Here is a 19927-nt window from a genome sequence, read left to right on the forward strand (position 1 = left end):
GCCCGCAAAAGCCGTTGCACAGGTCGCGAGCAGAGCGAGGCCGAAAGGTAAGAGCGCCGATGTTTTCAAAGACCAATACTCCAATCATTTCAAAGTCATTTGAATAGATTAGAACGTACTATAAATCTCATTTGAACTGGTTTGATGGAATAACAACCTCACTTTGGGTTATATCCCACCATTGATAGCGACATAACTGACATATAACAGGCACTACCAGAGCGCGATATCGTAAGTCAGGTAGACCCGGTTACTGTCACGTCCTCGCGAGAAGTCCGAACGATAGACGTAGTTGCGCAGCTTGACCCCCAACCCCTTGAGTGAACCTTGCTGCACCACATAGGCCAGTTCGGCATCGCGCTCCCATTCCTTGACTGTACTGCTGGACTTGCCGTCGTTACCGCTCAGGTAGCGGGTGGCGAATGTCAGCCCTGGTACACCCACGGCGGCGAAGTTGTAGCCATAGTTCAGCATCCAGGTCTTCTCGTCTTCCTCAATAAATTTGCCGATACCCGCGTTACTGAAGGAGTACACGGTTGCGCCGCTGATATAGGGCAGCCCGGCATCGCCACTGAGTGTCTGGTAGCCGCCGCCAAAGGAATGGCCCGCGATTGCGTAGCTCAGTTGGCCGCTGAGCATATCGTTATCGATCCTGCCCCCATGGGCCGACCCCGTATCGACACTGTTGAAGTAGCGCAGGTCACTGGTGAGTACCCCTGCGCCGATGGGCAGATCGTGCTGGATTCCGGCAAAATTTTGCCTGTAGAAGTTCTCAAGCTCCCCGTAGAAATAGCTGAGGCGGATGGTTTTGCCTGCTTTGTATTCAGCACCGGCGTAGCTGAAATCCCCCGATTTATCGCCACCGTAACCGTCGGGCACCAGTGCAATGCTGTCAGTGGAGTCCCGCAACTTGAAACGTTCCAGATACCCCCCTGTCAGGGTCAGGTTCTCGATATCACTGCTGATGATCTGGCCGCCCTCGTAGGTCTGGGGCAAAAGACGCGCATCGTTGTAGATCAGCACCGGTGTTTTGGGGAGCAGGGTTCCGTACTTCAGGGTGGTTCTGGCGAGCCTGGCTTTGGCCGTTATCCCGGCGCTTGAAAACTCGTCGGCCGCCCGACCATCGTCATGCACAGGCAGCAGTCCTGTGCCGCTGCGACCGCGACCCGAGTCGAGCTTGACCCCCAGCAGGCCCAGCGCATCAATACCCAAGCCTAGGGTTCCGGAGGTAAATCCCGATTGGTAATCGAGCAGCAATCCCTGGGCCCACTCGGTTCGTTCGCTCTTCGCCGTTCTTGCTGATTTCGCACTCAAGCCATGCTCGTCGCGAAAGTTTTCGTTGAAGTACACGTTGCGCAATTGCAGCTTGAGCTTGCTGTCATCGACAAATCCGTCTGCGCTGGCGCTCGCCAGGGGTAGCAGTCCCAGAACAGAAAGCAACGTCCACCGGGTATGTAAACAGGTCATGGCAAACTTCTCATTGTTGTTATTTGGGGTGCAGGACTGCGCACGCCTCACCGTCGAGGCGCGTCGATAAAAAGCAGGAGGCCTGGGTGGATCAGGAGAAGAGGCTTATCGCCCCGGTCAGCAAGGCCAGTGTCGTAATCACAAGGGAGGTGAACACCGCCCATTTGACGGTGGCTTTCTGGAAGTCGCCGATATCACGGTCAACCATGCCCACCAGCAGCAACGTCGAAGCCACGAGCGGGCTCATGAGGTGCACGGGCTGGCCGAGGACCGATGCCCGTGCGATTTCAAGGGGGTCTATGCCATAGGCCGCCGCCGCATTGGCCAGGATCGGCACCACCCCGAAGTAGTAAGCATCGTTGGAAAGGACGAACGTCAGCGGCATGCTGGTGATCGCCACCACCAGCGGGAACAGATGCCCCCAGGACGGCGGAATCCAGTCCACCAGCGTTTGAGCCAGAGCATCGACCATCTTGGTGCCCGAGAAGATCCCGGCAAAGATGCCAGCGGCAAACACCAGCAACACCACGGTCATCGCATTACCGGAGTGGGCCAGGATGCGTTCTTTCTGAATATCCAGTTGCGGGTAGTTGATCATCAATGCCAGGACAAAACCGATCAGAAACAGGATCGCCGAGTGCATGATCCCCATCACCAGCGCAACCATCACCGCGATCACCAGCAGCAGGTTGATGTAGGCCAGCCTGGGGCGCTTGTAGGGTGTGTCTTCAAGGATGGCCTTGATGTAGCAATTACCCCCGCCGCTTTGCAATTGGATATTGCCAATGCGCTTGCGCTCGCCACGACCCAGCAAGAAGGCCGTGAAGACTACCCACATGGCGCCTCCGATCATCGTCGGCAGCATCGGCACGAAGTATTCGCCGGCGTCCAGGCCCAGGGCCGCGATGGCCCTGGTAGCAGGTCCGCCCCAAGGAGACATGCCGCTCATGATGCTCAAGGACAACATGGCGATGGTTGCCAGAACCATCGGGTTCATGCCAATGCGCTTGTACAACGGCAACATCGCAGCGCAGGTGATCATGTAGGTGGTTGTACCGTCGCCGTCGAGTGCGACCAGCAATGACAGCAGTGCAGTGCCGACCGCGATTTTCATCGGGTCGCCATTGACGCGCTTGAGGATTTTGCGGATCAGCGGGTCGAACAAGCCTGCATCAATCATCAAGCCGAAGAACAGGATGGCAAACAACAGGAGCGCAGCTGAAGGCGCCACCATTTTCAGGCCATCGAGCATCATTTTGCCGGTGGTGCCGCCAAAACCGCCAATGACGGCAAATACGATCGGCACGACAACAAGCGCCACTATGGGTGACAGCCGTTTGGTCATTATCAGGAAGGTGAAAACGACCACCATGGCCAAACCAAGAAATGCGAGCATAGGTCAATTCTCTTGTTTTTATAATGAGTGCGGCCGGCGCAAAGGCGCACGACCCCATTCCCGCCGGACGACATGAACCAACGATGTCTGGCGGTGTGCTGATGCAAAAGCGGCAATGACCTGGGGGAAATTATCCGGCGAGTCGTTGGGAAGCTGTAGCGTAAACAAAACCGGAGAACAGCCTGCGCGATGTGCGCACGACCGAGGCGCGAATGGTCTCTTCCCGAGCGCCGGTGTAAGACAATACAACGTCTATCCCGCCGCTTGGATGTTCAATCCGCACATGTTTCAAACGGGGCTCATCAACGTTGCCCAGCAGTTGCGAGACCACGCTGCCCTCCGTGACACAGGCGGTCGCCAGGCCAATGGCTCCGGTGATTGCCAGTGCACGATGACAGGTGTGAGGCATGAAGTAGCGCACCTGAATCGTACCGCCAGACCTGGCCGGTGACACGAGCACCGGCTTGGGAATCACTTTGTCACTGACATCGCCCAGGCCCATTGCAAAACCGGCTTTCAGGCGCAGGGATTCCAGTCGGCGCAGAAACTCAACGTCGGCATCCAGTTCAGCGGGACTTTCATCGCCCTGTTTACCCAACTGGCTGGCCTCGACGATCATCATCGGCATCGCCATGTCGATGCAGGTCACCGCAAAACCGTCGATCACATCCTGTGTGTGCCCGGTGGGGAACAGTTTGCCGGTCTTGCTGCCAGCAGCGTCCAGGAACGTCAGTTGCACAGGCGCGGCGGTGCCCGGTACGCCGTCGATGGCAGTGTCGCCTTCATAGCTGACCTTGCCGCCGGGGGTCTGTACCTCGGCGTTTACAAATGTCCCGGTGTTCAGGTTGCGAATACGCACCCGCGTCACATCGGCGGACGCTTTCACCAGCCCCTGCTCGATGGCAAACGGGCCGACGGCGCACAGCATATTGCCGCAATTGGGCGCGGTATCGACCCGACGCTGGGAGACCATGACCTGAACGAACAGATAATCGACGTCAGCGTCAGCGTGAAGCGACGGGCTTACGATCGCCACTTTGCTGGTTTGCGGGCTGCCGCCACCGATACCGTCAATCTCAAGTTCGTGGCCAGAGCCCATCAGGTTGAGCAGCAACTCGTCACGTTCTTCGATTGCAGCCGGTAGATCCCAGGCGAGAAATACCGGGCCCTTGGAGGTACCACCGCGCATCAGCACACAGGGAATTCTTTGCATGGGACGGACTCTTGTTGATCAATCCGGGTGATTGATGTCTTGGATGCAAGAGTCGCAGGCTTCGAAAATTGTTTCCAATGCAAATATCAGCCGGATTATTGCGTTTGACGAATGATAAATTTAGGATGATTTGAACGCACCTTTCTCTTCGGTCTGGATCAAAATGATGAATTATGAGCTGAATGACATACGATCTTTCGTGAAAATCGCAGAACTTGGCAGCTTTCACGAGGCTGCGGATGCGTTGCATCTTTCTCAGCCGGCGTTAAGCCGCAGGATGAAAAAGCTCGAAGACGGATTAGGGACAGCGCTTCTTGACCGTACGACTCGACGAGTCAGTCTCACAAGCGTTGGGCGGGACTTTCTGCCCAAGGCTCGACGCCTGCTGGATGACTTCGACGATTCGATTCTCAACATCCGGGAGCTGGCAGAGCGCCAGAGCGGCCGTGTCACGCTGGCCTGCATCCCGACAGCGGCCTTTTACTTTCTCCCGTCGGTAATACGTCTTTATAACGAGCGCTATCCACAAATCCGAATCCGGCTTCTGGATCAGAGTGCGAACGAAGGACTGGAGGCTGTTCTGCGCGGTGAAGCCGACTTTGGCATCAATATGATGAGCGGCCAGCACCCGGACATTGAGTTCGTGCCGTTGGTGAACGAGCCTTTTGTTCTGGCTTGCCGACGCGATCATGAGCTGGCAGAGCGCAGCTCGGTATCCTGGGCAGAACTCAGCAATTACCGTCTTATCGGAGTCGGCCGCCTGAGCGGCAACCGGATGCTGCTTGACCACGCCCTGTCGGGCTTGAGCTGGCGTCCGCAGTGGTTCTATGAGGTGCAGCACCTGTCAACGTCGCTTGGCCTGGTGGAAGCGGGTCTGGGAGTGTCGGCCATGCCCAGCCTGGCAATGCCGGCAGTGGATCACCCAACGCTGGTGAGCGTCCCGCTGGTAGATCCGGTTGTGAACCGATCGTTGGGGCTGGTTTACCGGCGAGGCGCGTCACTGTCGCCGGCAGCGGAAAAATTCGTCGCCATATTGCTGGAGCAGTGGGAGCAATGACGACTGGAACGAGGCGGCGTTCGATCACGTAGCGCCCGCAAAACCCGGACGCGCGGCATGCCTGGCTGAGCCTGGCTCACCTCTCTCCCATGCTGGGGCGGTAGCTCGCTGGAGAGAAGTTGAGCGTCAGCATCGCCATCACGGCGAGAACCCCAATGTGTAACCACCACCCCGTAATGAAGCTGCCACCGCAGTCAAGCAGCCAGCCGATCAACCAGGGAGCGGTTGATGCGAGCAAGAAACCAACTCCCTGGACAAAGGCTGCCAAGGTGCCAGCCGCTTGGGCGCCGGGCAAATGGTCGAGCGCGACAATCAGGCTGAGCGAGAAAAAACCGCCGAGGCCAAACCCGGCCAGTGCAACCCACACCCACGGCGCGGCGTTGGGAGCCAGGGCGAAACCGGCGAAACCCACGGTCTGCAGCGCTATCGTAAGCAATAAGGGCCCGCGTCGGTCAGCACTGCGCCGTGCCAGCATCGGCATGGCGAATGCCGCCGTCGCCTGGAATATCGCCAACCAGGCGAGCAGGTTGCCCGAAGCCTGCAGGCCCATGTTCTGCTGCTGGTAGAAGGACGGCAACCATGCAACCAGACTCGAATAGCCGCTGTTGGTGAGTCCAAAGTAGGCAGCCAGCTGCCACGCTCGCCGGTTCCTGAAGAAGCTGCTCAAAACCGGAGCAGGTCCGCTCGCAACCAGCGGTGGTGTGCGCGGCGCGCAAAGCAGCCAGAGCAGGAGCACGACAAGTGCCGGCAACGCCCACACGGAAAGCCCCAACCTCCAGCCGCCATAGGCAGTGAGCCACGTGCTTGCCAGCGAGCCCAGCGCCCCGCCGCCGACCAGTGCCGCCGAGTAAAGCCCCATCGCCATCGCTATCTGTTGAGGAAACCAGCGCTTGGCGATCCCCGGCACCAAAGCCTGGATCACCGCCACGCCGGTGCCGGCGATACCCGCGCAGGCGATCAACTGCGCGCCGTCCTTGACCACCGCCCGTGACGCACACCCGAGCATCAGCAGCAATAATGCGCCGGTCAGCGCCTGCCTTTCCCCAAAGCGCCGGGCCAGACCTATACCAATAAAGGCCATCAGCCCCATCAACACGAAGGGCAAGGTGGTCAGCATTGCGGCGGCGCGAAAATCCAGGCCAATGTCACCACGCACCAAATCGAGCACGGGCCCAACCGAAGTCAAGAAGGGCCGCAAATTCAAGCCAAGCAGCACCAGCAGCACCAGTGCGGTCAGTGACACCTTGCCTGCACGCGGCGCGCAGGCTGCGATGAAAGCCGAAGCGCGATCAGTCATGGCACGCACTTCTTTCGCGCCAGATGCCCTTAGCATGCCCGCCCAGGCAAGTCACCGCGAAGGCCACCAGCAGTGCACCTGTGCCGAGCACAAAGATCAGTTGGTGGTTGGAGCCCTGCACCAGCAGCGCAATGGCCGCAGGCGTCACGGCTGCAGCCCCCATCAGCGTAATACTGACCAGAGGCGTCAGCTTGCCGGTGGGATCGTTGGTGGTAATCAATGCCATGTAGTAACACAGCGCGAGTACCCAGCCGAATTGCAGCAAGAAAAGAGCGGCGAACAGTTGAGTGGGTGTGCGCGTGTACGAGGTGAGCATGGCAATCGACACAAACACGGACAGCAAGCCCAGGCCAATCATGAAGCGGCGATTGACACGGCCACCCAGCAGGCTTGGAAGCGCTGCGCCCGGCAAACCGGCGATAGCCGAAAGACCAAATGCCCAGCCAATATCGACACTGGAAATACCCTGATCTCGTGCCAGCTGATCGATGAAGCCCCACACGCAGTAAATGGCGATTTGCATGAACAGCATTCCGACCAGCGCACTGCGCCCTTCCCGTGACGAACCATCCTGGGCAGCGACTCTTTGTAGCGTCCCGTTGGTGTCAGCCACCTTGCGCGGCAGCGCAAGGCTGGCAACACAGATCAGGACGTACCACAGGCCGAAAGAGCACAGCGCGGTCACGATTCCGCTTTGTACCGCGAGAATGGGCAATGCTGCGGAGAAAAACGAATATTCAGGCGTTTGCAAAAGCAGCATCAACCCGAATGAGCGGTCCTGATTGGGAAGGCGACCCAGGGTTGATACGGCATACGCGTAGATCAATCCCGCGCAGGTCCCGGCAAGCAGTCGCACCACCAGCAACAGATTATTCGTTGATGCCCATGCCGTGGCGACACTGAGCGCCACGCAAAGCATGCCTGTGTAGAGGCACAGGTTTCTTGCACTGAAGCGCTTCATCAGCGGTGGACAAATAATGGTGCCCAATGTCATCCCGACCATTTCTATTGAAACCACCCAGCCCTGTTGATCCAGCGACAGATTCAACTGATCTGTCAGCAACCCCATGAAAATGGGTTGAACACCACACACGATAAACGCCGTACACGCAATGAAGATGAGGGAGGCACGCAGTATCTTGGGATTGCTATTCATATGGGACCCTGATGCGCTGAGCGAACTAGGGGGGGTGTGCCTCGACAGTGCCTTGGCGTTCTGTCCAGAACAGGCATCGAGAGCGCCCGCAGCCTGTAGCTGCCACCCGTCTATACGCAGCACTCGTTGTTGTAGTTTTGGATAACCCAGGTAGAACGGGATGGCCCGGCGGGCCTTGATTCATCCACGTCCTTGCAACGGATCCTAGACCGGCACTACGTCCTATTGAAAGTTAATAAAAGGAATCCCAAGTATTTGGATTTTTAATAAAGTGGCTTCGACCGCTACTGCCAACAGCAGGTCATCTGCGTACATTAAAGAGTGGCATAGGCGTACTGAGAGACATCGCCCTGGCGCCAGATGCCTCGCTCACCCGGCACGCTTGATCAATGCACCTCTTCATCCACTATCTGGATGAGCACATCAGCCAGTTCTTTGATCACCGGGTCGATGCTCGGGCGATGGAATACGGCTATCTCGAATGCGGTAATCGGGCTCAACCCGTCCTCGACACCCAGCACCTTGTGATCAGGAGTGACTGCCCGGGTTGGAAGCAGGCTGACACCAAACCCATTGGCCACTGCCTCCTGAATACTGGCAAGGCTGGTGCCCGTGAAGCAGATACGCCACGTACGGCCAAGGGCTTCGAGCGCGCTGATCATGTCATCCCGATAGAGTCCCCGTGACGGAAATGTCACCAGGGGTATAGGGTCCTGGTCGAAACACGGACGTGTCGCGCTATCAATCCACTCCATGGTTTCTGATCGGCAAGCGTTGGCCTCACGGCTGTGGCGTCGCTGTTTTATCAGGATCAGGTCCAGCTCGCCGCGGTCATAGCTGCGAAGCAGGTCTGAACTCAATCCACTGATGATTTCCAGCTTCACCTTCGGGTGCTTGCGATTGAAGGCGGCCAGCACGGGCATGGTTTTGCTTGCGGCGAAATCATCAGGAACACCGAGCCGTATGGTGACGCTCATTCCGCTCGAAAGCGCCTCGCCCAGCTGATTGCTCACGGCCAGAAGATGGCGCGCATACCCCAACAGGATGATGCCGGCATCAGTGGGACGTATTTCCCGGCTGCTTCGATCAAGCAACTGGTGCCCCACAAGTTCTTCCAGTCGGCGCACCTTCTGGCTGACGGTGGATTGAGTGGAGTGCAGTCTGGTCGCAGCGGTGGTGAAACTGCCGCAATCGGCGACCATCACCATCGTTCTGAGCATGTCCAGGTCAAAGATCGGCCTGGCGGGTTTATGATCGTTATTCATGGTGCATTACCCCGGATTCCGTAGGCACCTCCATGCCAGAACACAAGACAGGCAAGGGGGCGCCACGCTTGAGCACTTATTATCAAGTGCCTCTAAAGCAAGCAGCTTTAGCTGGTTATAAAGTCAGTCCACCGTGTTCCAGAGTCACTATAAGAGCCCTCAAGTTATCTGGAACCACCTGAATGATGCCTTTGCCGGGAACGTCAATTTCCGCAATCATGAATAACGCCAAAGCTGTAAATATCGGCATCACACAGACCAGGGTGTTTCCACCCCGGCTGCCCTTGACGTTGTAGCCAATCAAAAAGTTGGAACAGACGGCAAACAGGATCAATAGTGCCCACGCCACACCGGGTATTTGAGGCCGCCAGCTGGCCATCGTCTTTTGTTGCGACACATACAACTCATTCGTGGCGTTAAGGGCCGTGACAATCACCGAACTGGGTTTTTCCTTGGCAATCTTGCTGATCAAAGCCCACATGTGCGATTGCATTTTAATGGAGTCCAACCGGATGGCTGCGCGCTGGTCGTCATCCTCCGTGGCAAAGAATGAAATGCGGATAGCCAGGTAGTCCATCAGCATTTTTTCGGCTTGCTCTTGCTGGGACTCGCTCAGCAACGTTGTACGCTGGAAGGCATTGCCAATGGCAATGGCTTCATTTTCTTCAGCCGTCATCCGGGTGTTCAGACCACTGATTGCAAACGAAAGAATGAAGCCCATGAGCAAACCAAACATGGACAGCGTCCCACCCAGTACGACTTTCAATTCATCATCAAACGCAGCGTCACGCCTGACTTTTTGACCCCAGGTCATCTTCCCCGCGAAAGCCGCCACGCATAAACCCAGCAGCATGGAGACCAACAGGTACCAAGAATTGACATCAACGGAATACAAGATCGAGGGCATAGTTTTTTCTTAGGGTTTTTATACGGATGCACGCGTTATAACACGGCCGCAACACACATACATTTGAAAAAAACCGTATTCGATACCCAGCACGCAAGCCCCGGGAATGGGCGCTTATCGGAAAAGATCGCAGGCGTTTTCCTGCCTGCCAGACACGAAATACTTGTACAATAATTTTATACTGTACAAGTCATCCTGACTTCCTTTCGCCTTGAAGTCCCCAGGCCTTCACACGTGTCTACTCAACGGAAATCTGCTCGATGAATGCTACCCGCCGACTGTGCCTCGTCTTGGGCGACCAATTGTCTTTTGACCTTCGTTCATTGCAGGGTCTGGATACCGAAAACGACACCGTGCTGCTGGTCGAGGTGATGGAGGAAGCCAGCCATGTCCCCCATCATCCGCAAAAAATCGTTCTGGTGTTCAGTGCCATGCGCCATTTCGCCGAGGCGCTGCAACAGCGTGGAATCCGGGTGCAGTACGTCAAGCTCGATGACCCGGACAACAGCGGATCTGTGCCAGGTGAATTACGGCGCTGGGAAGCACTCCTGCAGCCTGATGAAATCCATATGACGGAGTGCGGTGACTGGCGTCTGGAGCATTCACTCAAGGCGTGTGGCGCGGGGATCCAGTGGCATGGCGATGCTCGCTTTCTCTGCTCGCGCCCTGAGTTTTCCGCCTGGGCGAATGCCAAAAAGCAGCTGCGCATGGAGTATTTCTATCGAGAGATGCGGCGCAAGAGCGGGTTGTTACTCAACGGCGATGGCAGCCCGGTCGGGGGCGCCTGGAACTTTGATGCAGAAAACCGCAAGGCGCTGCCCAAAGGCATCAAGCCGCCCTCGCCCGCCCGCTTCTCACCCGATGCCATTACCCGGGATGTACTGGAGCTGGTGGCAAAAAACTTCACCACCCACTATGGCACCCTCGATACATTCGACTACCCGGTCACTCACGCCCAGGCTCAGGCCTTGTGGAGCTACTTCCTGGACTGGGGCCTGGCAGCCTTCGGCGATTATCAGGACGCCATGGCCAGCGACGAGCCATTTCTGTTTCATGCCCGCATCAGTGCTGCGCTCAATATTGGCTTGCTGGATGTTCGCCAGCTGTGCAGCGATGTGGAGTCCGCGTACTGGTCGGGCAGCATTGCACTCAATGCCGCCGAAGGCTTTATTCGCCAACTCATCGGCTGGCGGGAATACGTGCGTGGGGTTTACTGGCTGAAGATGCCCGACTATGCCGATGGCAATGTATTCGGCAACACCCGGTCGCTTCCAGAGTTCTACTGGACAGGCGACACGAAAATGAACTGCATGAGCCAAGCCATCGGCCAAAGCCTCGAACATGCCTACGCCCACCATATTCAGCGGCTAATGGTGACCGGCAATTTCGCCCTCCTCGCCGGCATCCTGCCAAGTCAAATATGCGAGTGGTACCTGGCCATCTACATGGATGCCTTCGACTGGGTGGAGTTGCCCAACACGCTGGGCATGGTCATGCACGCCGATGGCGGCTATCTGGGGTCCAAGCCTTACTGTGCCAGCGGCCAGTACATCAAGCGCATGTCCGACTATTGCCGAGGCTGCGCTTACAAAGTGAGCGAAAGCACCACCGATGACGCCTGCCCTTTCAACGCGCTCTATTGGCACTTCCTGATGCGTCACGGTGAGCTTTTGCGGGGCAATCAGCGCATGGGCATGATTTATAAAAACCTTGACCGGATGCCTGAATCCAAACAGCAGGCGCTGTGGCAGCGAGGCCAGTTGTTGCTCGCCACACTGGATAAAGGCGAGTCACTTTGAAAAAGAGCGAGTTGCCCGTCAAAACTTGCGTGACCTGTGGCCTGCCCTTCACATGGCGAAAGAAGTGGGCTCGCTGTTGGGATGAGGTGCGTTACTGCTCAGAGCGTTGCCGACGTAGCAAGCACCTGTGAGCCCATTGGCGGGCAGTGCCAATGGGCTCATCCCGGATGAGGTCAGATTTTAAGGTCGGTCAGCTCCCAGGCCTCGAGATCGCCAAACACCCCTGTTCCGTTGACGGCAAAAGCGCTTATCCCGAGGCTGTCGGGCCGTGGATAAATCCGGCTGGTCATGGTGTAGGCACCGTCGTCGACGAACACCTCGATCGATGAGCGATCGAGAAAAATCCGCAGTGCTATGCGGGTCTGTTCCGGGCTTATCGGAACACTGCGAACACCGCTCACGCCCGCACCCGAATGTTGCCGGTCGAGAACCAGGCGACGGGCCATGGCATCAAAGTACAACAACGTCCGCTCGTGTTGATCTTCGCTGCAGCGAAGCGCGAGACCAAAGTGTTCGGCGGTGCTGCCAGCCAGATCCAGTTCGAGTTCAATTTCAAGCAGTGCACCACGCACATCGAGGGGGCGACTGGCAGACTCCACCACCGGAATCTGCAGCCCGTGTCGGGACTTGCGTAACGCAGTCAGCTCACGGGCGGGACGCATGCGCAGGCGATCGCCTTCACGACTCAGCTCACGGGGCAAGGACAGCGCGCCGCACCAGTGTTGCGCCTGACTTGGCATCGGGCAGTCCCACATGTCCATCCACGCCCAAAGCAGGCGTCGCCCGTCCGGTGCCAGCAGGGTTTGGGCAGCATAAAAGTCATGGCCGTGATCGAGCTCGTGCAGGGCTGCGCTCGTGTTGAAGTGGCCGCTGTCGTCCAGTTGGCCCACTCGGTAGCTGTTCTGGAATGTATTCCAGTTGTCGTAGCCACTGGGCTTGAGGCCTTGGGGCGAATAGAGGAAAACGTCGCTGCCATCGAGTTCGAACAGGTCCGGGCATTCCCACATGTAGCCGTCTGACTCGCGCACGCCTTGCAGGGCACAGCTCAGGTATTCCCAGTGGTACAGGTCCGCAGAGCGATAGATTAACAGCTGCGGGTCATCCCCTTTGCGGGCTCCCAGGGCCATCCACCATTCTTCCCCGCGCTTCCAGACCTTGGGGTCGCGAAAATGCTTGATCTCAGGAGCCGGTGGTGTGTCGATGATCACCCCGTGCTTGATGAAGGTGATGCCATCGGTGCTGCTGGCAAGGCATTGCACCTGCTCGATCTGATTGTCATCCCGTGGCTCACCCAGCCAGACATGCCCGGTGTAGATCAGGTAAAGCGTATCGTCGACCACCGCTGCCGAGCCTGAAAAACACCCGTCCCGGTCATAGGACTCACTGGGCGCCAGTGCAATGGGCAAGTGTTCCCAATGCACCAGGTCACGGCTTTTGGCGTGTCCCCAGTGCATGGGCCCCCACTGTGGTGAGTACGGGTGATGCTGGTAGAACACATGGTATTCACCCCGAAAATACACCAGCCCGTTCGGGTCATTCATCCACCCCACAGGGGGCGACAGATGAAAACCGAGGCGATGATCGTTGCCGCGTTCGGGCAGTTTTTCTTTGATGGCGTGATGCGCTTTATCCAGCAAGACAGCGTGCATGATTATCCTTGTTTGAATGGGTATTGAGTGGCCAGCTCTCTGGTCCGTCCCTGTCGCTGGCGCATCCGGGTTGGGGTAAACCTCGCGCCATCAGAATCAATCCCTGAGGCCCTCCCCTGGAATTACGCTTGACAGCGAGCAACCGCCAAGCGCGTAATATCTTCGATGTTAACGTTATCAAAAATAAAAACAAGAGGGTGCCTCAATGCGCGCTTCTAGAAAAATCGAGTACATGCAAGTCAGTGGTTTGCTTTATTTTTTCTTCTTCGCATTCTCATCCAGCTTCTCGCTGTTCTCTATCTGGATTCACAAAGCGATAGGTCTGAATGGCGCCGAAACGGGCATGGTCTTTGCGGCCAACACCATTGCGGCCATGCTTATCCTGCCTTTCTATGGCGTGCTCCAGGATCGACTGGGCATGTCGAAAAAACTGCTGGTCTGGATTGGTGTCCTGCTCTGCTGCACTGCGCCTTTTTGTATCTATGTCTACTCCTGGCTGTTGGCCACGAACCTGGTACTGGGCGTCGTGGTGGGTGCCGCATTTCTGGGCTTTGCCATGCTCGCAGGGGCTGGACTGATGGAGTCCTACACGGAGCGGTTATCGCGCCACATGGGCTTCGAGTTCGGCAAGGCCAGGCTGTGGGGATCGCTGGGCTGGGCTTCTGCCACCGGTGTGGTAGGGGTCATGTTCAGTATCAACCCCAACATCATGTTCTACATGAGCACGGCTTCCGGCATCATCTTTCTGCTGATTCTGTTTCGCATGGACCTGGGCAAGTATTGCGACTCAACATCCCGGACTGCCAAGGCGTTTGCCAACCCGTTGCGGGTGAAGGATTTCTGGGTGCTCATGACCCTGCCCCGCTTCTGGGCATTCGGCCTGTTCATGACCGGGGTTTGCGGGATTTACGCGGTCTATGACCAACAGTTCCCCGTGTACTTTTCCTCCTTTTATCCGAACCCGGAAGACGGGATACGCGCCTACGGCTATCTGAATTCCTCACAGGTCTTCGTTGAAGCGCTGTGCATGCTGTTCGCGCCCTGGCTGGTATCGCGGATCGGAGCCAAGAATGGCTTGATCCTCACAGGCACCATCATGTTCGTGCGCATTTTGGGGTCCGGAGTGGCCGTGGATGTGTGGGTGATAGCCAGTTGCAAAATGTTGCATGCCCTCGAAGTGCCGATCTTGCTCGTCTCCGCATTCAAGTACATTGCCGGTAATTTCGATTCGCGCTTGTCTTCGACCATCTATCTCGTGGGCTTCCAGGCTGCCCAGTCGTTGACCGCCATGTTCCTGGCCCCCGTCGCCGGGTATGGCTATGACCATATTGGATTTTCCAGCGTGTATGTCCTGATGGCGGGAGTCGTGGGCGTTTGCCTCCTGATCTCGTGCTTGACCTTGCGCTCGGAGTCTTCTCGAACCCCCTGCTCCACCGTCCCGGATCACGCGCCTTCACCACCGGCCACGACAGCAGTCGTGTAGCGGCGGTGCCTTTGCGCACTAAAAAGCAGAACGTTGAGCATTGAACGTCGCTGGGCTTGCTCGCGCAGCACACAAAAACAAAAAATCGCACGCCCACCCATTCCTTGGGCAAGGGAAAGTGCGTCCATAACTTGATTGGGCACGGCCATGAAAAAGAGTTTAGTTGTTTGTTTACTGGGCATGTTTTCTTCGTCGGGCATGGCGGATATGACCTGGACTACGGAACACGGCGATTTGAAAGTTTACGGCGATGTAGAGTTCAACCTTGATGCCGCCAGTAGTGCGGGTCAGTTGACGTCGTTCAAAACCGATGACAATAAAGACTGGCGTGTCGGTGACTCGGAAAAATGGGATATCAACGGGCGAATTCTTTTAGGACTCGATGGCTACCGCAAAGGCAAAAATGATCAGTTCGCCGGCTTTAGCGTTCAGCCACTGGTTAATGTGTCCGGGAACTTGAGTGCTGATGATGCGGCGTTCTTTTTTGGTCAGGAGAAAAACTGGAAAATCAAAGTTGGCCGTTTTGAAGCCTACGACATGTTCCCGCTTAACCAGGACACGTTCATCCAGTATTCGGGCAATACCTCCAACGACCTGTACAGCGATGGCTTCGGCTACATCTATATGATGAAAGAAGGACGTGGGCGCAGCAGCGGTGGCGGCGCGGTACTGCTGAGCAAGGAGGCAGGACCGCTGTACCTCGAACTCAATACCCTGGTAAAGGATGGCACCACCCTGTTTGCCGACAATGGCTATCACGGCAATGTGCTGGAAAATGAAAAAAATGCAGCCTACGTCCGGCCCGTCGCCGCGTTACGTTTCGACAAAGCCTCCATCGCGCTGGCGATGGAAACCAACATCGTCAGCAATGCGTATGGCTTTCGCGATGCCTCGGGAGATATTCAAGACCAGTCACAACGCACCGGATATGGTGCGACCTTTACCTGGAACTCATTAAAGGAGGATCCCTCCAACGGCATTGTCTTTAATATCAGCACGGCCTACATGAACGCCAAGGATGAAAAAGACTTCAGTGCCGGGAGCAATATATTGTGGCGCAACTTTGAACTCGGCTACATTTTTGCCAAAAATGATATTCAAGCGTTCAACATGAATGATCTGGTTGCCAAAGACGGTGTGGCAACTGTTCCTGGCCGGTATGACATTCACACGATCCACACGTCCTATCGCATCACCCATGTCATGGACATGGACAACTTCAATATTGATCTAGGTGCCTATTGGTCAATGCTCAACCTTCCCGATAACGATGGGAGTCGGGCAAATGACGACAGCGATCGTTATGGTGCCCGGGTGCGCTTCAAGTATTATTTTTTCTGACCTGAAACGGTCGAGCCGACGCGGGAGAAAGACTCGGTCATTTACGTCACCATTGCCATGATGTCATGCTCTTGCCGGACATGACTTTCATGCATGGAGAAAACTCAATGGCATTCGTAAATGGCCTCGGTTAAAGATGTTGCACGGTTGGCGGGGGTTTCCCTGATGACCGTGTCTCGAGCGATCAACACTCCCGAAAAACTCAATGCCGAAACCCTGGCGACTGTCCGCCAAGCCATCGAGACTCTGGGCTATGTGCCCAATCTCTCCGCACGCAATATTCGCGGCGGGCATTTCAGCAGCAAACTGATCGGGGTTTTCGCCCTGGACACCGCGACGACCCCTTTCGCCGTGAACATGCTGCTGTCGCTTGAGCACACTGCACGGGAAAACGGCTGGAACGTCCTGATCATCAACGTGTTCGAAAGCCCACCGGATTCGCGATCCATCGATCTGATGCTGTCACATCGTCCAGACGGAATCGTGTTCAGTTCCATGGAACTGCGCGAGCTGGAGATACCTGAGGCGCTGCGCAGCTACCCGCTGGTGCTGAGCAACTGCATTAGCTCCAGCCCGGGTGTGGCGTGTTATGTCTCTGATGACGAAGAGGGTCAGTACAAGGCGGTGAGTCAGGCACTTCAACGGGGTTATCGGCGCCCGCTGTGCATTAATCTGCCCCGCCACAGCATTGCCTGGAAGTTGCGCCAGCAGGGCTTGTCACGTGCATTCACAGAGGCAGGTATCCCGATGGACAGTGTGCTGCAATATGATTTGTCTGCGGATGACGAGTACCTCGAAACCATTGAAGCGCTCAAGGGACAATTGGGCGAGTCACCGGCAAAGCCGACCTTCGACCTGCTGGTGTGTGGTAACGACCGGATCGCCCTGATTGCCTATCAGTTCCTGCTTGGCCAGGGTTTGAGAATTCCGGCGGACGTTGCAGTGCTTGGCTTCGACAACATGATCGGAGTCGCGGAGTTGTTTTACCCGCCCCTGAGCACCGTTCAACTGCCCTATTACGAAATGGGCCGTCGTGCCGCCTTGCACCTGATCGAAAACAAGGATGAGCCCTACACTCACAAGGTTCCCTGCCCCCTTGTCGAGCGCATGTCCTTGTAACGCTGCGTGCCGCGTTAAAACACGACCACTGCAACCACACGTGCATTGCCCTTGGCACGAAGCTGCTCGTGCCCCCTGTATGCCCGCCCTTGGAGCCTTCCCGTGCTCAGCGGCGCTTCGCCTGCTCGCTGATGTATTGCCTGAACGGTAACCCGTTTGAGGCGAAGCCTTGCCATTTACATCACACCCGACGACCGCCCACGAAATCATTGGCACAAACTGTAGTGCTCGCTATAGAATAAACACACTTAAGTAGTGAGCACTACATTAATGGTTGAGCGAACCCACAAACAGGACCCCATCATGAGCAATCCGACTTACGTGCAGGAATACAACGCAATCGTCGCCGTACTGAGCCAGTACAACGAAGGTGGCAAACACGCCAACAGCAGCATCATGAAACCTGCCTTCAGCGAGCAGGCCACGATCTTTGGCGTAGACGCCGAGAGCAAACTCACCGGCGGCCCGATTCAAGGGTTGTTCGACATCATCGACAACGCATTCCGCCCTTCCCCAGAAGCCCAGAGCGCAATCGTCAACATCGATATCGTCGGTACGGCTGCCAGTGCACGCATCGATACCAATGACATCTCCGGCTTCTGTTTCACCGACTTTTTCAACCTGCTGAAAGTTGAAGGCAAGTGGACCGTAGTCAGCAAGATTTACCACACCCACGTGGCCCCCTGATCCGTGCAGACGCATTCCCGAGGCGCGTAGACGCGGGTAAAAACCAGCGGGCGTAATAAGTGGCAAAGGTTAAATATAGCGCCCGGTTCGAAGACCGAATTGACCCCTGCCATCGGGTCGCTCATCGTAGGCGGCCATGAAAGCCTTCAGCTTCACCTGAGCAGAACGGCTTCGGTTTAAACCTGAACGGCCCCGGTCCATTCATGGATTCGAGGCCTTTTTTTCTGGAGTAACGATGGACGACCACATTGCCGCTGTACCCCTTGAAAAGGCCTACAGGCTGATCAATCACGGCCCTACCGTACTGGTATCTGCTCAGCACGACGGGGTAAAGGATGTCATGGCCGCCGCGTGGGCCTGCGCGCTGGATTTTTCACCGCCAAAAGTGACTGTAGTGCTGGACAAGATGACCCGGACTCGTGAGTTGGTAGAGGGCAGTGGCGTTTTCGTGATCCAGGTTCCAACCGTGGCCCAGCTCAAACTGACCAGTGATGTTGGCAGCATGAGTCTGTCCGATACGCCGGACAAACTGGCGAGGAGCGATGTCCAGTTATTCAGCATGCCCGGCCATGACCTGCCCTTCGTTGCGGGCTGTTCGGCGTGGCTTGCGTGCAAGTTGATACACGAGCCTCACAACCAGGCGAGTTATGACTTGTTTATCGGCGAGGTGGTGGGTGCCTGGGCAGACACCCGAGTCTTCAGCGATGGGCACTGGCACTTTGAAACCGCCCATTCGGACCTTCGCAGCCTGCACTACATCGCGGGAGGCCATTTCTATGCCATCGGCGAAGCATTGAGTGTGGAGGCCAAGGACGTCACGTGACGTCGCCAGCATTGTTGATCACGGTGTCGATCGATTTGGATATCGCGTTGATACAGCCGTGATCAGTAGCTGCCGACAGGCCAGTCGGTGTAGCCCTTGGCGCCACCACCGTAATAGGACTCCCGTGGTGCAATGGTCAGTTCGCTGTCACGACGCAAGCGCTCAACCAGATCAGGGTTGGAAATGAACAGCCGACCAAATGCAACTGCATCGATCTTGCCTTGGGCGCGACGCTCGATTGCCATCTCCAGGTCGTAGTTGTTGTTACCGATAAAGAAGCCATTGAACTGTGCGCTCAGGGCGTCCATGTCCACACCTTCCGGCACTTCACGGGAAGTTGCAGTCGCCCCTTCAACAAAATGCAGGTAGGCGAGATTGAAGGCATTCAACTGCTGGATCAGGTAGCCGTGCAGTGCCATCACGTTGCTGTCCGGGGGGGTGTTACCGGCGTCGGGTGTAACCGGAGACAAGCGGATACCGACGCGGTCATTGCCCCAGATCTTGACGATCGCGTCTGTCACTTCCAGGGTCAGGCGTGCACGGTTTTCGATCGAGCCGCCGTAGTGGTCGGTTCGGTGGTTGGTCGAGTCGCGCAGAAATTGATCCAGAAGATAGCTATTGGCAGAGTGAACTTCCACCCCATCAAAACCGGCGCGCTTGGCATTTTCGGCAGCGCGTTTGTACTGTTCGATGATCCCCGGAATTTCATCGGTTTCGAGTGCTCGAGGCATCGACACCGGAACAAAACCATTCGCGGTATAGGTTTGACCTTCAGCCTGGATCGCAGAAGGTGCAACCGGCGCAACGCCGTCTGGCTGCAACTCTACGCTGGAGAAACGACCCACATGCCAGAGCTGGCTGACGATCTTGCCGCCCGCAGCGTGCACGGCATCGGTAACTTTCTTCCAGCCTGTAACCTGTTCATCGCTCCAGATGCCGGGCGTAGCGGCATAACCACGGCCTTGAGGAGAGATATTGGTGGCTTCGGCAACGATCAAACCGGCAGTGGCACGCTGCGCGTAGTACTCCGCGTGCATCTCGTTGGGGATACCGTCTTCGCCATAGCGACTGCGGGTGACAGGGGCCATTACGATGCGATTAGCCAGTTCAATGTCACCCATGGTGACGGGGGTGAACAAGTCGGTACGGTTACTGTTGTCTGTCATGGTCAACCTGAATTAATAGACCAGTTGTCTATTTAGATAATAAAAAGTCGCTTTGCCCTGGTCAGGGATCTTTAAGCGCTGCCTGGAATAGATCCATCAGCG

General features: G+C 56.6%; 18 protein-coding genes. 8 read left to right on the top strand and 10 right to left on the bottom strand.

The annotated features are described in order from the left end of the window. Positions 1 to 213: 213 nt before the first annotated feature. The 3 genes from KO536_RS14585 to KO536_RS14595 all read right to left on the bottom strand — a co-directional run bounded on the left by KO536_RS14585 (position 214) and on the right by KO536_RS14595 (position 4076). A complete protein-coding gene (locus KO536_RS14585) occupies positions 214 to 1467 on the bottom strand; it encodes an OprD family porin (protein WP_133079161.1) in 1254 nt (417 codons plus the stop codon). A gap of 91 nt (positions 1468 to 1558) precedes the next feature. Then, positions 1559 to 2863, bottom strand: a complete 1305-nt coding sequence (locus KO536_RS14590; RefSeq protein ID WP_133079162.1) for a CitMHS family transporter — start codon at positions 2861 to 2863, stop codon at positions 1559 to 1561. Positions 2864 to 2993: 130 nt separating this feature from the next. After that, entirely contained in the window at positions 2994 to 4076 is a 1083-nt protein-coding gene (locus tag KO536_RS14595) for a 4-oxalomesaconate tautomerase (protein ID WP_133079163.1), read from the bottom strand. 166 nt (positions 4077 to 4242) lie between these two features. On the opposite strand from KO536_RS14595, the gene KO536_RS14600 reads away from it, so the two are divergent. Further along, entirely contained in the window at positions 4243 to 5133 is an 891-nt protein-coding gene (locus tag KO536_RS14600; RefSeq protein WP_219262347.1) for a LysR family transcriptional regulator, read from the top strand. Positions 5134 to 5209: 76 nt separating this feature from the next. Here the strand turns inward: KO536_RS14600 and KO536_RS14605 are convergent, their stop codons facing one another. The 4 genes from KO536_RS14605 to KO536_RS14620 form a co-directional block, all read right to left on the bottom strand. Beyond that, on the bottom strand, positions 5210 to 6430 hold the full coding sequence (locus KO536_RS14605; RefSeq protein ID WP_133079165.1) for a cyanate transporter: 1221 nt from the start codon (positions 6428 to 6430) through the stop codon (positions 5210 to 5212). Next, complete coding sequence (locus KO536_RS14610; RefSeq protein WP_374105709.1) at positions 6423 to 7586, bottom strand: MFS transporter; 1164 nt, start codon at positions 7584 to 7586, stop codon at positions 6423 to 6425. The genes KO536_RS14605 and KO536_RS14610 overlap by 8 nt, the downstream gene beginning before the upstream one ends. A 386-nt stretch (positions 7587 to 7972) precedes the next feature. Further along, positions 7973 to 8851: a LysR substrate-binding domain-containing protein gene (locus KO536_RS14615; RefSeq protein ID WP_133079167.1), complete on the bottom strand. Its 879-nt coding sequence runs from the start codon at positions 8849 to 8851 to the stop codon at positions 7973 to 7975. Positions 8852 to 8966: 115 nt separating this feature from the next. Next, the gene (locus KO536_RS14620; protein WP_133079168.1) at positions 8967 to 9758 is read right to left on the bottom strand and encodes a hypothetical protein; all 792 of its coding nucleotides are present in this window, start codon (positions 9756 to 9758) and stop codon (positions 8967 to 8969) included. A 260-nt stretch (positions 9759 to 10018) separates the two neighbouring features. On the opposite strand from KO536_RS14620, the gene KO536_RS14625 reads away from it, so the two are divergent. Together KO536_RS14625 and KO536_RS14630 are read left to right on the top strand one after the other, a co-directional pair. Continuing rightward, complete coding sequence (locus KO536_RS14625; RefSeq protein WP_133079169.1) at positions 10019 to 11557, top strand: cryptochrome/photolyase family protein; 1539 nt, start codon at positions 10019 to 10021, stop codon at positions 11555 to 11557. Then, positions 11554 to 11688, top strand: a complete 135-nt coding sequence (locus KO536_RS14630; RefSeq protein WP_019827081.1) for a DUF2256 domain-containing protein — start codon at positions 11554 to 11556, stop codon at positions 11686 to 11688. Before KO536_RS14625 ends, KO536_RS14630 begins: the two co-directional genes overlap by 4 nt. A gap of 42 nt (positions 11689 to 11730) precedes the next feature. On the opposite strand, the gene KO536_RS14635 is transcribed toward KO536_RS14630, so the two are convergent. Next, complete coding sequence (locus KO536_RS14635; RefSeq protein ID WP_219262203.1) at positions 11731 to 13206, bottom strand: sucrose-6-phosphate hydrolase; 1476 nt, start codon at positions 13204 to 13206, stop codon at positions 11731 to 11733. A 205-nt stretch (positions 13207 to 13411) separates the two neighbouring features. Between KO536_RS14635 and KO536_RS14640 the strand changes: the two genes are divergently transcribed. After that, positions 13412 to 14689, top strand: coding sequence for an MFS transporter (locus KO536_RS14640; protein ID WP_133079171.1), 1278 nt, complete (start codon positions 13412 to 13414; stop codon positions 14687 to 14689). Here KO536_RS14640 and KO536_RS14645 read toward each other — a convergent pair. After that, positions 14650 to 14889 carry a hypothetical protein gene (locus KO536_RS14645; RefSeq protein ID WP_219262204.1) on the bottom strand — a complete coding sequence of 80 codons (240 nt, stop codon included), beginning with the start codon at positions 14887 to 14889 and terminating at the stop codon, positions 14650 to 14652. The two genes, KO536_RS14640 and KO536_RS14645, sit on opposite strands and share 40 nt — an antisense overlap. Before the next feature lie 7 nt (positions 14890 to 14896). On the opposite strand from KO536_RS14645, the gene KO536_RS14650 reads away from it, so the two are divergent. The 4 genes from KO536_RS14650 (at position 14897) to KO536_RS14665 (ending at position 18659) form a co-directional block, all read left to right on the top strand. Next, on the top strand, positions 14897 to 16030 hold the full coding sequence (locus tag KO536_RS14650; protein ID WP_219262205.1) for a carbohydrate porin: 1134 nt from the start codon (positions 14897 to 14899) through the stop codon (positions 16028 to 16030). Positions 16031 to 16150: 120 nt separating this feature from the next. Next, complete coding sequence (locus tag KO536_RS14655; protein ID WP_219262206.1) at positions 16151 to 17149, top strand: LacI family DNA-binding transcriptional regulator; 999 nt, start codon at positions 16151 to 16153, stop codon at positions 17147 to 17149. 303 nt (positions 17150 to 17452) lie between these two features. Next, entirely contained in the window at positions 17453 to 17836 is a 384-nt protein-coding gene (locus KO536_RS14660; RefSeq protein WP_219262207.1) for a nuclear transport factor 2 family protein, read from the top strand. 235 nt (positions 17837 to 18071) lie between these two features. After that, on the top strand, positions 18072 to 18659 hold the full coding sequence (locus KO536_RS14665) for a flavin reductase family protein (protein ID WP_219262208.1): 588 nt from the start codon (positions 18072 to 18074) through the stop codon (positions 18657 to 18659). Between the two features lie 62 nt (positions 18660 to 18721). Here KO536_RS14665 and KO536_RS14670 read toward each other — a convergent pair whose 3' ends face one another. After that, complete coding sequence (locus tag KO536_RS14670; protein WP_219262209.1) at positions 18722 to 19825, bottom strand: alkene reductase; 1104 nt, start codon at positions 19823 to 19825, stop codon at positions 18722 to 18724. Positions 19826 to 19927: the final 102 nt, after the last annotated feature.

It is taken from the genome of Pseudomonas sp. NKUCC02_KPG, assembly GCF_019345465.1.
Taxonomy (GTDB): domain Bacteria; phylum Pseudomonadota; class Gammaproteobacteria; order Pseudomonadales; family Pseudomonadaceae; genus Aquipseudomonas.

Excerpts from the sequence above, each read along its gene's own strand:
- KO536_RS14655 (WP_219262206.1), top strand. The coding sequence starts at position 16,151 with ATGGCCTCGGTTAAAGATGTTGCACGGTTGGCGGGGGTTTCCCTGATG.
- KO536_RS14625 (WP_133079169.1), top strand. The coding sequence starts at position 10,019 with ATGAATGCTACCCGCCGACTGTGCCTCGTCTTGGGCGACCAATTGTCT.
- KO536_RS14620 (WP_133079168.1), bottom strand. The coding sequence starts at position 9,758 with ATGCCCTCGATCTTGTATTCCGTTGATGTCAATTCTTGGTACCTGTTG.
- KO536_RS14645 (WP_219262204.1), bottom strand. The coding sequence starts at position 14,889 with ATGCCCGACGAAGAAAACATGCCCAGTAAACAAACAACTAAACTCTTT.
- KO536_RS14635 (WP_219262203.1), bottom strand. The coding sequence starts at position 13,206 with ATGCACGCTGTCTTGCTGGATAAAGCGCATCACGCCATCAAAGAAAAA.
- KO536_RS14640 (WP_133079171.1), top strand. The coding sequence starts at position 13,412 with ATGCGCGCTTCTAGAAAAATCGAGTACATGCAAGTCAGTGGTTTGCTT.
- KO536_RS14670 (WP_219262209.1), bottom strand. The coding sequence starts at position 19,825 with ATGACAGACAACAGTAACCGTACCGACTTGTTCACCCCCGTCACCATG.
- KO536_RS14610 (WP_374105709.1), bottom strand. The coding sequence starts at position 7,586 with ATGAATAGCAATCCCAAGATACTGCGTGCCTCCCTCATCTTCATTGCG.
- KO536_RS14590 (WP_133079162.1), bottom strand. The coding sequence starts at position 2,863 with ATGCTCGCATTTCTTGGTTTGGCCATGGTGGTCGTTTTCACCTTCCTG.
- KO536_RS14660 (WP_219262207.1), top strand. The coding sequence starts at position 17,453 with ATGAGCAATCCGACTTACGTGCAGGAATACAACGCAATCGTCGCCGTA.
- KO536_RS14600 (WP_219262347.1), top strand. The coding sequence starts at position 4,243 with ATGAATTATGAGCTGAATGACATACGATCTTTCGTGAAAATCGCAGAA.
- KO536_RS14665 (WP_219262208.1), top strand. The coding sequence starts at position 18,072 with ATGGACGACCACATTGCCGCTGTACCCCTTGAAAAGGCCTACAGGCTG.
- KO536_RS14595 (WP_133079163.1), bottom strand. The coding sequence starts at position 4,076 with ATGCAAAGAATTCCCTGTGTGCTGATGCGCGGTGGTACCTCCAAGGGC.
- KO536_RS14615 (WP_133079167.1), bottom strand. The coding sequence starts at position 8,851 with ATGAATAACGATCATAAACCCGCCAGGCCGATCTTTGACCTGGACATG.
- KO536_RS14585 (WP_133079161.1), bottom strand. The coding sequence starts at position 1,467 with ATGACCTGTTTACATACCCGGTGGACGTTGCTTTCTGTTCTGGGACTG.
- KO536_RS14605 (WP_133079165.1), bottom strand. The coding sequence starts at position 6,430 with ATGACTGATCGCGCTTCGGCTTTCATCGCAGCCTGCGCGCCGCGTGCA.
- KO536_RS14650 (WP_219262205.1), top strand. The coding sequence starts at position 14,897 with ATGACCTGGACTACGGAACACGGCGATTTGAAAGTTTACGGCGATGTA.